This window comes from Bacteroidia bacterium, assembly GCA_020852255.1.
In the GTDB taxonomy this organism is placed as follows: Bacteria; Bacteroidota; Bacteroidia; order JADZBD01; family JADZBD01; genus JADZBD01.
Genome location: JADZBD010000002.1, coordinates 510,470 through 523,086, shown reverse-complemented (window position 1 = coordinate 523,086; position 12,617 = coordinate 510,470). Strand labels below are relative to the sequence as shown.

At 47.6% G+C, this 12,617-nt stretch carries 9 protein-coding genes; 4 read left to right on the top strand and 5 right to left on the bottom strand.

What is annotated here, in order from left to right:
* Nucleotides 1–65 precede the first annotated feature (65 nt).
* A complete protein-coding gene (locus IT233_03000; protein MCC7301588.1) occupies nt 66–2,528 on the bottom strand; it encodes a carboxypeptidase-like regulatory domain-containing protein in 2,463 nt (820 codons plus the stop codon).
* 46 nt (nt 2,529–2,574) lie between these two features.
* Here IT233_03000 and IT233_02995 point away from each other — a divergent pair, with 46 nt between their 5' ends.
* On the top strand, nt 2,575–3,573 hold the full coding sequence (locus IT233_02995; protein MCC7301587.1) for an SPASM domain-containing protein: 999 nt from the start codon (nt 2,575–2,577) through the stop codon (nt 3,571–3,573).
* 4 nt (nt 3,574–3,577) lie between these two features.
* Here the strand turns inward: IT233_02995 and IT233_02990 are convergent, their stop codons facing one another.
* Nucleotides 3,578–4,942, bottom strand: coding sequence for a hypothetical protein (locus IT233_02990; GenBank protein MCC7301586.1), 1,365 nt, complete (start codon nt 4,940–4,942; stop codon nt 3,578–3,580).
* A gap of 103 nt (nt 4,943–5,045) precedes the next feature.
* Here IT233_02990 and IT233_02985 point away from each other — a divergent pair, with 103 nt between their 5' ends.
* Nucleotides 5,046–5,996, top strand: coding sequence for a hypothetical protein (locus tag IT233_02985; protein ID MCC7301585.1), 951 nt, complete (start codon nt 5,046–5,048; stop codon nt 5,994–5,996).
* Between the two features lie 99 nt (nt 5,997–6,095).
* Nucleotides 6,096–8,078, top strand: coding sequence for an OmpA family protein (locus IT233_02980; GenBank protein MCC7301584.1), 1,983 nt, complete (start codon nt 6,096–6,098; stop codon nt 8,076–8,078).
* 33 nt (nt 8,079–8,111) lie between these two features.
* Here IT233_02980 and IT233_02975 read toward each other — a convergent pair whose 3' ends face one another.
* On the bottom strand, nt 8,112–11,072 hold the full coding sequence (locus IT233_02975) for an insulinase family protein (GenBank protein ID MCC7301583.1): 2,961 nt from the start codon (nt 11,070–11,072) through the stop codon (nt 8,112–8,114).
* A 74-nt stretch (nt 11,073–11,146) separates the two neighbouring features.
* On the opposite strand from IT233_02975, the gene IT233_02970 reads away from it, so the two are divergent.
* Nucleotides 11,147–11,557 (top strand): BrxA/BrxB family bacilliredoxin, encoded by a 411-nt coding sequence (locus IT233_02970; GenBank protein MCC7301582.1) that lies wholly within the window; start codon nt 11,147–11,149, stop codon nt 11,555–11,557.
* A gap of 1 nt (nt 11,558) precedes the next feature.
* Here the strand turns inward: IT233_02970 and gatC are convergent, their stop codons facing one another.
* A complete protein-coding gene (gene gatC / locus IT233_02965) occupies nt 11,559–11,852 on the bottom strand; it encodes an Asp-tRNA(Asn)/Glu-tRNA(Gln) amidotransferase subunit GatC (protein ID MCC7301581.1) in 294 nt (97 codons plus the stop codon).
* A gap of 6 nt (nt 11,853–11,858) precedes the next feature.
* Nucleotides 11,859–12,593 carry a 1-acyl-sn-glycerol-3-phosphate acyltransferase gene (locus IT233_02960; GenBank protein MCC7301580.1) on the bottom strand — a complete coding sequence of 245 codons (735 nt, stop codon included), beginning with the start codon at nt 12,591–12,593 and terminating at the stop codon, nt 11,859–11,861.
* Nucleotides 12,594–12,617 lie beyond the last annotated feature (24 nt).

Below are 12,617 nucleotides of genomic sequence, written 5' to 3'. Positions count from 1 at the left end.
CAGACTACCTAAGTCCCTGATTATTAGTTCAAACCCCGAAGTTAGCTAATTTATCCGAAGCTGCTTCAGAAAAGAATCTTGAATGTGGTCTTAATGGAGTAATTATCAGATACTTGTGGGAAGGAATAATAGCCATACCGGTACATTCCCTGCAAGCCCAGCCCAATGAACTGATTTCGGAGCAGCCCGTTAATCTGAATTCCGGATTCCATGTAAACCTGCTCGGGCGTAACGGGCGCAATGCCGGGTGTAGGAAGAATGGTGTTATCCGTAAGGCCCCAATGCAAGTTATTCACCAATACCACGGAAGGATTAAACGAATGTTTTCGGGAGATTTTACCGAAATCGTGTCTGTGAAAAAGACTTAGACAGGTGGTGGAAGCAAATTCATTGTAGCGCATGTTCTCAAAGGTGTTTTCCGCAAAGTGTCCGAAACCAGCATAGCTCCCGAAGGGGATGAAGGCGATACTCACCGGAACTTTTCCATACATTTTGCCTCCCTCCAGACGGAAAAAAGACGTCCCTTTGGTTTTTGTTTTCCATTCCCAATCCACTCGGAACTCATAACGGTTCCATCGGGCATGCACCAGGGAGGTAACCGGAAGCTGCAGGTCGAAAACCGGATCTCCGACCGTGCCGGACCAACGCAGGTATACCACCGGCCACTTACTTCCCAGGCTGTTTCTTCCGAATCGTGTATGGATAAATTTTTCATTCTGCTGCCAGCGCAATTGCACCGTACCGGTCAGGGCGCTGACTCCGTCCATCCGCACTTGTGCTCCGGAATTGACTCCGGCAAAAACACCGGAGTCCGGCCATAAGGAATACTGTTCGGCTGCCGCATACCATTTCAAGTGTTGATTCATGCGCATGCTCATCATCATTCGGACGGATTCTTTCCATTCTAGCCAGGAAATTTTGTACTCCCTGACAGAGGAACCATCTATTTTTCCACGCGGTTCCATCCAGTCAGTTTTTCCGGGTTCTGATAAATCAAACAAGTACCGGGTTGCGATCGAAAATTCATGCGATGCGCGGCACTGCCAATGAATCCGGCCGCCGTATTTGAAACGCTGATCTTTTGCTCCGTAGGCTACATATCCGCCCAGCTGCCACAAACGCAATAACCTGCGTGATGTGTGAAGTCCGACCCCGATCCTCACTTTTTCCACTTCGTTATACCGGAATAGGTGAGGGAGTTCCAGTTCTACCGGACCCAACGGAATATTTCCATCTGCCAGCGCCTCTGCAAAATCCATTTTGCGGTCGAAATGTTCCGCATTGCCGGTACTATCTAACTTCCGGTAGGTCAGCAGATCCTTTGCATCCAGTTTTTCCATTCGCTTGTCTTCCCACCATGCACTATCCCGTCTGCCATGCTCCGGATCGGCAAACACTGCATCGGGCGAGAAGCGAACATCGTCAAGATCGTTTCCTATCTCAATACGGCGAATCCTGCTTTTACATACTACTTTCATTTTATTGGTGGTTCCTAATGAAAAGTTACGTGTAGAGGCGGTGATACTACTGTCGCCCACCTTCATGTTATTGTAATACCAGTCTGTGTGTAGTACCATCGGAAACCATTTGCCGTTGGTCCGTTCATATTCCTGTTCAATATGCGCGGAGATCACGCCTGTTTCATCTACCGGTTCGGCGATCACACGGTAAAGCGCATATCCGGATGTGTGGATATATAATACTCCCTTCATCGCCTCGAAATTCCTCCCTTTCCGGGGACGGAACGAAATCAGAAAAATGCTGTCACCTTCCGTGGTCAGTATCGTATCCTCGAGGAGGAAGAAATACCGCTTAAAAGTACCCTGGGAGAGGGGATTAACGTAATCTTTGTCGAGAATAGTGATGAAGCTACTGTAAAAGCCAAAGCTTTGAAGCTGGCTTACAGGAGTGAAGAAAGGGGCCAGCTGGAAGCCGGATACTCTGCTACCGATCACCTTCTCGTTTTCTTTCGACGGTTTGATATAGATTTTCTCTGTTACTGTTTCGGTTAGAAACAGATGTTGCTTTTTGAAATACTGCCTTGTTTTTTTCAAACTATCGGCGCCACCTTCCGACGTATCTGCCGGAAACTCTCCGGTAACATACATTTTTGTATACGTCTCACAGCGGAAACTGCTTTGAGCGTAGGGGTCATTGAATGCTGCGTTTTTCTGAACTTGAAGAATAATGCGGTGCGCGGGATTCTCACCCGGAAGAATGTTCACTGCGTCAAATGAATGCACCACCGGATGCATTTTAACACGAATGCTGGCCTGGTTCTTTTCTAAGCTAACCGTGATCGGGTGGTATGCAACATGGGTAATACGTAATACGGATACAGGTGCTCCGGTTTGTAGGGTAAATTGCCCTGAGATATCGGTTAGCACGGTTTGTTTTGTGCCTTCAGCGTGCACTGCTGCAAAGGCAACAGGTTCATTGTTTTCACTATCAGTAACCGTACCCGTGAGGGTGTGTACTTGTGCCGCCGTGAACAGAGGCAGTAAGAGTACGGCAAACCAACGTTTCATCCTGTAAAGATAACCGAACGGGTAGGATTTTATTCTAACTTTGAACATGACCCGAGGCAGCGCTTTTACATGGAAACGCGCCCTTCATGCCGCAGGCTCAAGGCTGGCTTTCCTTGGATCGCACCGGCTGGGCTTCCACGGAGCTCCGCTACCGGCGGCAATAGCGGTTGAACCAACCAACTTCTGTAACCTGAGATGCCCGGAATGCCCGAGCGGTCTGAGGTCATTCACCCGTCCGAGCGGCTACATGGGCCGGGAACTCTTCACCCGGATAATGGATGAAGTAGCCCCGCATTGCGGCTATCTGACCTTTTATTTTCAGGGGGAACCTTTCCTGCATCCTGAATTTACGGAATTGATTCGCATTGCCGCTTCCCGAAGGATGTATTGTGTAACATCTACCAATGCGCATTTCCTCAATGAGGAAACCTGTGAGAAGGTGTGCCGGTCAGGACTCGGCAAGCTGATCGTTTCGCTCGACGGTATGCACCAGGATACGTATGAAAAATACCGGATCGGAGGAGATATGCAACGTGTATTGGATGGCTTAAAACTTCTCTCTGAAACGAAAAAGAGGTTAGGAACCGGACCGGACCTGACGCTTCAGTTCCTTGTAATGAAGCATAATGAGCAGGAGGTGAGCGCTGTCAGGAAACAATACAGGAGCTGGGGCGCTGAGGAACTGAATTTTAAAACCGTACAGATCAACGACCCTGCGGATCCTAATGATCTGATGCCGGCTCACCCGAACCGCTCGCGTTACCGGAAAGGAAAGGATAAAAGGCTGGAGATTGTGAATGCATGGAAAAACAGGTGCTGGAAACTCTGGAGTTCGGCAGTGATTACTTGGGATGGAAAGGTTCTTCCCTGTTGTTTTGACAAGGACGCCCGGTATGTGATGGGGGATCTGCGCAACAACACATTCAGGGAGATCTGGTATTCGGAAGGATACCGTGCATTCAGAAAGCAAATTCTCAATGGAAGATCATCCATTGATATTTGCACGAATTGTTCTGAGGGCTCAAGAATTGAACCTGAAATCTGAAGGGTTAGAGCGCACGTATGGCTTCCAGCATTTTAGAAGGAAGATGTGCATAGAGATTGAGGAAGTGTTGCTGGAAGAGAAGAATGTAATCTTCATCTGCTGCGGGAAGTGTTTTTTTTCTGGATGAAGCATTCAACAGCCGTGATACGGAATCCCAGAATTTTTTATAAGGCAACAGCTTTTTTTTGTCCTTCTGCGCTGCCAGGTATTTCTGATTCCTGATACAAAGGGAGAGAGCGAAATCAACATCCTTTTTCAGGATGAACGTGATGGTCTCGAGTATTCTTATTTGTAACATGAAGGGCTGGTAGTAGGTTTTTTCGTTCAGGCGGTTCGCCTCGCGAAGATGGGAGAGAGCCTGAGGAACGTCACCACTGCTCAGAAAGAGTTTGCTGTGTATAAGGGCTTTCCGTGTGGCCGGTACATCCTTGAGGGTATTAGGGAAGTCCTCAAAATAGCGGTGAATCAGTTCACCGGCTTCTTTTGTACGCCCGGTGGCCAGTGCTGCAACAGCGAAATGTTCGGCATGATAGTGCAATCCGTAGAGTGTGTCGGGGGCTGCGCCCATTAATATCTCCTTGTACACCCTGTAGGCTTCCTCCGCTGCACCTGCACGTAAAAGTGCGTCGGCCCGGTGCGCGCGAAGCGTGAGATTCATGTCTCTTGTGAAATAATGCTGAACTTTCGGAACCAATGCAATGGAGCGGTCAAGATAATCCAGCATCCGGTCGTGATCCGTAACCATGTAGGTATAGTAGGAACAAAGGCAGCGGTAGAGATAAAACAAGGCGCCGTAATGCCCTTTAGCGAGCAGGTCACCGGCGGCAGCGGACAATTCGGCAGGTTCTTCACGGAAAAGGCGGAACGGATCTTTGGAAGCAGCGGCACGATTGCAGGTGGCAAATAGTGTATGGTACTTTATGTAATTTATCCGTGATTCCTGCTTCTTATCAGGTATAGCCATGTACCGGTCTGCCAGGGTCTTAACCAGTTTTTCGTTGTAATAACGGAAGGGAATATCCAGAGCCTGGTGAATACACCTGAGGTAAAAGTTTTCCGTGGCCGGAAGCCCTTGCGTACTTTCCAGCTTCTTTCCCAACCATACCATCCGGTGCGCCATATGTTTATAGAGGCCTTGCTCCTTGAGCCAAAGAATAGATTCAACCGGATCGGCGAACAGATGATCCAGGATCTTCCGGGTTACAACACTGCTTAGTTTGTAGGTATGAGATTCTGATAAATTCTCTGAGCTCCTCCGGTTGGATAAGGCCTGCAGGTAGTCGTTTTCAGTAGGGCTCAGCGGGACTTCCCCAAGTCGCCTAACTTGTTCTTTATCAAGAATTTGATATAATTCAGAAAGCTGGTCCATCCGTGGGCGAATGTAGTAAGAAATTGGCTTTTTCGGTTTAGCTGTTTGTTGCGGGACGGATACATTTGCGCTAAACCACAATGATTAACCTAACAACAAACAAATGAAAAAACTTATTTTCTCATTGGGCTGGCTGGCCGCTATGAGCGGAGCCTCCTACGGGCAGGACATTCATTACAAGGTACTGGAAGATGACCCCTACAACATTAAGAAACTGATGATCCACCTGGATCCTTTTTATTGTGATGCTTGGTGGACGGACGTTACACTGGGATGGGGTGTACGGGCCGACCTTCATTACGGCAGCCTTGGAACCCTAAATATTGATTTCAGAAGAGCTTATCTTGATGTCGTCAAGAGCTCAAATAAGAATGATAAGGATGTGAAGACGCACATGTGGTTCGAGGGCGTAGCATCCCTGAATCTGGTAGATAAGACCAAGCAGCGCAGTATGAAGATTGTTCTTTCTTCAAGCTCGCATTCGTCAGGGGGGTATACCTACACCAATACGAAGTTTTTTATGGCGCCCGGAACCAAGAGAAAGATTTTCGGGGTACGCGGCGGCATCTACATGGTTAATACCCCTTATGAAACAGAAGATGCCCATGCGTATAAACTGGAGGGGGTAGATACCAGCAGGGCAACAGGGGCAGCTATGATGAAAACCATGACAATCGTTGGCGGAATATCCTTCAAATCCATCACCAATCTTCAGGTTTCTGTAGACGACTGGGGAACGCGCCGGAACTCAGCGTACTCAGATTTCTACATTGACTTTCTGTTTGCACCGGGCGTAGGTATGGGAAAAGGTGACGTTACCCACCCTGTGAGCGGCATTGTGAGTCCGAATGCGGATCTGGATGTGAAAGAGAAAAAACACATGGGATGGAGAATGGGATGGTCTTATAAGAATCCGATGCGCACCTGGCTGACCTACAAGTTTGAGTGGGGCTCACGCCCGGGGTTTAAGTCGCAGGAATCGGGCATTCTCTCGGCCAATGCGTTCCTAATGATGACCATGGGAATCTCCATACCTTTTAACGTAAAATTCTGAACCACTGTTATTTGTTGGTTGAGGCGGGTGATCAATGTGGTAGGCGTGTTCCTAACAAGGAACACGCCTTAATTCAAAACAACTCTTAATTTCGCAGCTATGAAAGCAAAATTATTATTCGCAGGATTATTCCTCCCCCTTGCATTCCTTGCTCAGCAGGTGCAATGGGCCTCTAAAGTAATTGATTACTCATCCCAGTTCGACACCAAAGGCTATTCAGCCAACCAGGTGCTGGGGAAGCCATCCTGTATGCCGAAGGGTGGTGACAATCCCAATACTTGGAGCCCTTCGAAAAAGACTCCGAAGGAATTCATTAAGGTGGGATTCAGCAAGCCCATGAAAATTCAGCAGGTGATTATCTGTGAGGCATACAACGCATCCGCAGTTACAAAAGTGGAGCTGTTCGATGCTTCCGGAAAAGCATATAAGGTGCATAAAGGGAAGCCTAAGCTCATAGACGGCGGTGCACGGATGCTTTATGTAAAGTTTCCAATGACGGAATATGAGGTTGTGGCGGTAAAAATTACCGTAGATCTGGCATGGAACGGAAAGTATGCCAGTCTTGACGCGATTGGTATATCTGAAAGTGCCGACGAATGGATTCCTAAACCGGTGATCGCTACAGACGTGAATTTTGTCTCACAAAAAGAAAATCTGGGTGAAAATGTGAACAGTACTTACGATGAATTGCTTCCGGTGATTTCTCCCGACGGCAAAACCCTGTTCATTTGCCGCGATGATGATCCCAAAGGGAAAGGTGGGCAGGATATCTGGGTGAGTGAGCTGCAGCCCGACGGGAAATGGGGGAAGGCCACTAACCCGGGAGAACCGCTGAATAATTCAAAGCCAAACTTCGTTTGTTCCGTTACACCCGACGGAAATAAAATCATCGTGGGAGGCGTTTACCAGACCGAGGGCGGGAAAGGAATTTCCTACAGCATGAAAGGAAGCCGCGGAAAATTTGAAATGCCTTCCAAGCTTCCGATCAAGAATTATTACAATAAGAATGATTACAATGAGTACTGCATGGCCAACTCGGGAAAGTATATCCTGATGACTGTGGAGCGGGATGATACCTATGGTGATAAGGACATTTATTTCTCTATGTTACTTGATAACGGAGAGTGGTCAGAGCCGGTGAATATCGGAAATGTGGTGAACACCGCTTCGGGAGAAACAAGTCCTTTCCTTGCTGCGGATGATAAAACCTTGTATTTCTCTTCCGCCGGGCACATGGGATACGGATCGAATGACATCTTTATGACCAGGCGTTTGGATGATACCTGGACCAACTGGTCGGAACCTGTAAACCTGGGACCCGCCATCAATACACCGGAGTGGGATGCCTATTATACCATTCCCGCTTCCGGGGATTACGCCTATTTCACAAGTAGTGGCAAAACCATCGGAGGTATCGATGTGTTCCGTGTTAAATTACCGAAGGAGATCAAGCCGGATCCTGTTGCTCTCGTTTCCGGAAAAGTTTACAATCAGAAAACCCGCGAACCACTGAAGGCCAATATCAGCTATATTCTGATGGAAAACGGTAAAGAGGTGGGAGTAGCAACCACCAATCCTACGGATGGTTCCTACATGATCAGCTTACCGTTCGGAAAGAAATATGGTTTCTCCGCCAGTGCACCGGGTTTTATCGCTGTAAACGAGAACCTTGATCTGAGTGATCTCAAGGAATACAAGGAGGTTACACGGGATCTTTACCTCGTGCCGATTGAAGTAGGTCAAACTGTTCGTCTGAACAATATCTTTTTTGAGTCTGGCAAGTGGGACCTCCTGCCCGAATCCTATATGGAACTTGATAAGCTCGTTAAAGTAATGAATGAGAATCCAACTATGGAAATTGAAATTGAGGGTCATACTGACGATGTAGGATCGGATGCAGCCAACCTGACTCTTTCGCGAAACCGTGCAAAATCCGTATTGGATTATCTCGTATCAAAGGGAGTAAACGCAGCGCGCATAAAATCCAACGGCTTCGGTGAAACCAAACCCATTGCCGATAATAAAACGGATGATGGAAAGGCCCTGAACAGAAGGGTACAGTTCACCATCAGCAAAAAGTAATTTAAAAAGCCCCGGATTATCCGGGGCTTTTTTTTAATCCTTCTTTTTCTTCTTTTTTGGATTCTTCTTATCCTTCGTTTCGTAATTATACGGAGGTTTAATCTCTTCTTTCTTTTCTTCTTTAGGCGGAACCTTTACAATAATGTTCCCGTCCGCATCCAGCTCAACCACTTCGTATCCCAGCTCCTTCGCTTTCTTTTCTATGCCGGCGTACCATTTTTCCTTATCTCCGACTACGGTAATAATCATGTTCTCGGGCTGAAGCATTTTCTTGGCATAAGCATCCAGGTCCGCCTTCGTGATAGTTTTCAGGATCTCACCCTGCTTTTCAATGTAAGTCTTATCGAGATTATAATCCAGGAGCCGCAACAGGAAACCGGCCTTCTGTCCGGGCTGTTCAAACTTCAGCGCATCGCTCTGCCCAATGGAGTTTTTTGTGAAACTCAGTTCCTTTTCTGTGATGCCGGTGGTGTGGTATTCTTTAATAATGCGCATGAATTCTCCAAGTGCGCTGTCGGTAGCGTCGGCGCGGATGCCGGCGAAGGCGTACCATGAACCATCATACTTCGACCCGCGGAAGAAACCGTAGGCGTTATACGCCCAGCCTTTTTCTTCGCGAATGAAGAGGTTGATTCTGCCGCTGAACCCTCCGCCAAGAGGAAAATTCATCAACGTGCTTTTGTAATAGTCTCCGGTGGCATCGTAGGGGATGGAGGGATGCCCGAAGCGAAACTCCGTTTGGGCGGCTTTGCTCTTATCCACAAAATAAACAGTTGTCTTATTCACCGGCGCAGGAGCAGGAGGCAGGCTGCGCACTACTTTTTTATTATTCCACTTTTTCAGGAACTCGATTTTGGGAAGCAGCAGCTCTTTTGAAACATCTCCCACTACCACCACGTTAGTCACAGATGGTGAAAAGTTGGAATTGTAGTAAGCAATCACATCCTCCAGACTCACTTGTCCCACGGATTCTTTTGTTCCAATAACCGGTGTTGAAAGTACTGAACCCTGTCCGTACATCAGTTTCCGGAACACATTGTCGGCAATAACGGTGGGTTGGGTTTTTTGATTCTCGATGCTTTCAAGAATCATTTTTTTTGATCGTTTAAACTCGAGTGAATCAAATTTAGGGAAGAACATCATCTCTTCCAGGATCTTGAGCGTTGCATCAAGATTTTTAGTCAGTGAGTTTATTGTGTAGGTGATGTCGTTCAGCCCGGCCGAAACGGAAATCTCCGAGCCAAGTAACTCAAGCTGATCACTGATCTTCTCCGCAGCTGTTTTCTGAGTGGATTCGTTCAGAAGATCAGCCAGTAAATTTGCAATTCCGGCCTTCGAGGGATCTTCAAAGCGGTGACCTATCTCTATGTTGATTTGCATGGTAATACTGGGCAATTCATCCGAACGGGTGCCGATCAGTTTGAGTCCGTTGGGCAGCGTTTCCTGCCAGTAATCCGGAACTTTGATTACGGGGTTAGGACCCGGCTGGGGTTTTTTACTTCGGTCGAAGGAATCTTTGGCTTTTACGTACTTCAGGTTCTTGTATTCCTCGCTTTCCGGTGTATTGAGATCGCGCGGAGGGGAAACATACGTGTCTTCTTTAGCTTTCATTTCCGGTTTCCCCTTGGGGTATACGCTGATGATAACAGCGGGCTTACCTTTAATATACTTGTTGTACACCCGCATTACATCTTCTTTCGTTACTTTCTGATAACGCTGCAGATCCACCTTGATGAAATCGGCGTTGCCTGTAAAAGTGAAGTAGGCGGCAAGCTGGGAGGCCTTCCCGCTCACACTGCTCAGACTGTTGATGACATCCGCTTCATGCGTTGCTTTGAATTTTTTAAGGTCTTCGTCAGAGACCCCTTTCTTCTCAAATTCTATCAGCGCTGAACGAATCATAGAATCCATCTGGGAAAGGTTGTACATGGGATAGGGAAGCACGGTTACGGTGAACCGGCCGTGAAGCTCCGATGAAGGATTGGAAACGGAAGCATTCACTGCTTTGTTTGTTTTTATGAAGTTGTTGTAAAAGATAGAACCCTTCGAGGACCCGCTGAGCAGGTTAGCCAGAACATCCAGGGCCGCTTCGTCATCCGTGAAAGATGAAGCAGTGGGCCAATTGAACTGCAAAAGGGGGAAACGGATGTTGTCTTCGTAGCTGATATACCGGTCTTTGTCAATGCTCACAGAAGATTTTGGAAGATTCTTTACCTCCGGGCCGCGGGGAATGGATCCATAATATTTTTCTACCAGTGCGATTACCTGCTTGGGATCTACATCTCCGGCAACAGTAAGTACAGCGTTGTTCGGACCATACCAGCGAAGGAAAAATTTCTTCAGATCGTTGACATCTACCCGGTTCAGGTCTTCTATATAACCAATCGTTGGCCAGGAATAGGGATGGTTTTTTGGATAGAGGGCTGCAATTACTTTTTCATTCACGAGTCCGTACGGCCGGTTATCGTAATTCTGTCCGCGTTCGTTTTTTACTGTGGACCGCTGGATCTCAAATTTTTGTTGTGTAACTGCGTCTAGCAGAAATCCCATCCTGTCCGCCTCCAGCCACAGCCCGATCTCAAGCATATTTGATGGCAAAGTCTCAAAATAGTTTGTCCGGTCCAGGTTGGTGGTTCCGTTGAGAGTACCTCCGCATTCGGTCACAATCCGGAAATGTTCTTCGTCAGCTACGTTGTCCGACCCCTGGAACATCATGTGTTCAAAAAAGTGGGCGAATCCTGAGCGGCCGGGTTGCTCACGGTTCGACCCTACATGGTACGTCATGTCCACATGCACGATGGGATCCGAATGGTCTTCATGGATCAGCACGGTAAGTCCATTGGGTAGTACCCAGCGTTGATACGGAATCACGATCTCATTACCTTTCTTGGTGACGGTTTGTACAAGTTTCGCCTTTGGCGCTACCGGAGCCGGCACCTGTGTGAAGAGTGCCGTTGTCAGCAGAAGGATCGGGAAAAGCAACATCTTTTTCATGGAAATTCCTGAGATTGTTAAGGAGCAAAGTTAAAAATATAGCCCTATCTTTGTCCTCTCAAAACGTATACCATATGTACCCTGCAGAGATTGTAATTCCAATGAAAAAAGAACTTACTACCGTTGGTTTTGAAGACCTTACAAACCCCGACGATGTCAAGAGTGCCTTGACGGGTGGCGGTACGGTATTATGTGTGGTCAATTCTGTATGCGGATGCGCTGCCGGCGCAGCCCGTCCCGGGGTAAGACTGGCGCTTTCCGGTGCCAAGAAACCCTCCAGGCTGATCACGGTGTTTGCCGGATTTGACACCGAAGCAGTAGTAGAAGCACGGAAGTATTTTGCCCCGTACCCTCCTTCCTCACCCTGCATGGCTTTATTTAAAGACGGAAAACTGGTTCACTTCATTGAAAGGCATCACATCGAGGGACGATCTGCGGAGATGCTCGCAGAGCACCTGAAGATGGTATTCGATCAATTCTGCTGAGCTACTTTTTTTCGACCACCTTTGGAACTTTGAAATAATCAGAGTCCTTTTTTGGTGCGTTCATCAGGGCTTCTTTTGTGCCGATCTCCTTCCGGATGTTGTCCTCTCGGAGAACATTCACTTCTTCGCTCATGTAGATGAGTGGTTCAACTCCGCTGGTGTCAAGTTCATTCAGCTTATTCACAAAGTCCAGCATGCGCCCAAGATCTTTTTTGACCTGTTCTTTTTCCTGTCCGTTAAACTGAAGCCGGGAAAGCCAGGCCAGATGGTCAATCATTTTATCATTGATCTCCATGAGTAATTATTTGCGAAGCGCCTCGTCAATCACCTGATAGCACTTCTCCCGCAAAGATACTAAATCACCGGCTCCCATGCCCTTGGTGGGAATGGGTTCATGCACAATGACTCGTGCAATTCCGGGTCGGGCATCGGCCATTAGAAATGAGCCTGTCTGAAGTAAATGGATGTTATTCAGATACGTTATGGGTACTACCGGCACTTGCTTCTCAATCGCCAGACGAAAGGCTCCGTTCTTAAACCGGTGCAACTGCTGATCCCGGAAAATGATGCCACCCTCAGGAAAAATAAAAATACTGTTCCCCTTCTGCAGTTCCTCACCGGCGCGCAGAAAAGCTTTGTGCGAATCTACATTGCTTTTCCTGTCTACCAGGATATTCATCCCCCGGAAAAATACATTGAATAATGGAGTATTCTGAATCTCACGTTTCCCCATAAAGATGAAGTAATGCGGAATCACAATGTATGACATCAGAATATCCAGATACGAATGGTGATTGGCGCAATAAACACAAGGTCCTTTTTCCATAGAGGGCATCCGTTGAATCCGGGGGTAAATCCCGGAGGTGAACGCAATGAAGTAGGCCCAGCTTCTCATCAGCCGGAATGCAGCAGGGTAGCTGGAGGAGCGGCTCAGGAGCAACCGGAAAAAGGGATAGAGCAGGAGCATGCCGATCCCGAAATTGAGCGAGAGCCAGCATTTCCATAAAACCCGGGGAACGAGGGTGAGGTACTTCACTCCTCAAAATTAGCGAAACCTGTT

Coding starts and splice junctions, on each gene's coding strand:
- IT233_03000 (MCC7301588.1), bottom strand. CDS start 2,528: ATGAAACGTTGGTTTGCCGTACTCTTACTGCCTCTGTTCACGGCGGCA.
- IT233_02995 (MCC7301587.1), top strand. CDS start 2,575: ATGACCCGAGGCAGCGCTTTTACATGGAAACGCGCCCTTCATGCCGCA.
- IT233_02990 (MCC7301586.1), bottom strand. CDS start 4,942: ATGGACCAGCTTTCTGAATTATATCAAATTCTTGATAAAGAACAAGTT.
- IT233_02985 (MCC7301585.1), top strand. CDS start 5,046: ATGAAAAAACTTATTTTCTCATTGGGCTGGCTGGCCGCTATGAGCGGA.
- IT233_02980 (MCC7301584.1), top strand. CDS start 6,096: ATGAAAGCAAAATTATTATTCGCAGGATTATTCCTCCCCCTTGCATTC.
- IT233_02975 (MCC7301583.1), bottom strand. CDS start 11,072: ATGAAAAAGATGTTGCTTTTCCCGATCCTTCTGCTGACAACGGCACTC.
- IT233_02970 (MCC7301582.1), top strand. CDS start 11,147: ATGTACCCTGCAGAGATTGTAATTCCAATGAAAAAAGAACTTACTACC.
- gatC (MCC7301581.1), bottom strand. CDS start 11,852: ATGGAGATCAATGATAAAATGATTGACCATCTGGCCTGGCTTTCCCGG.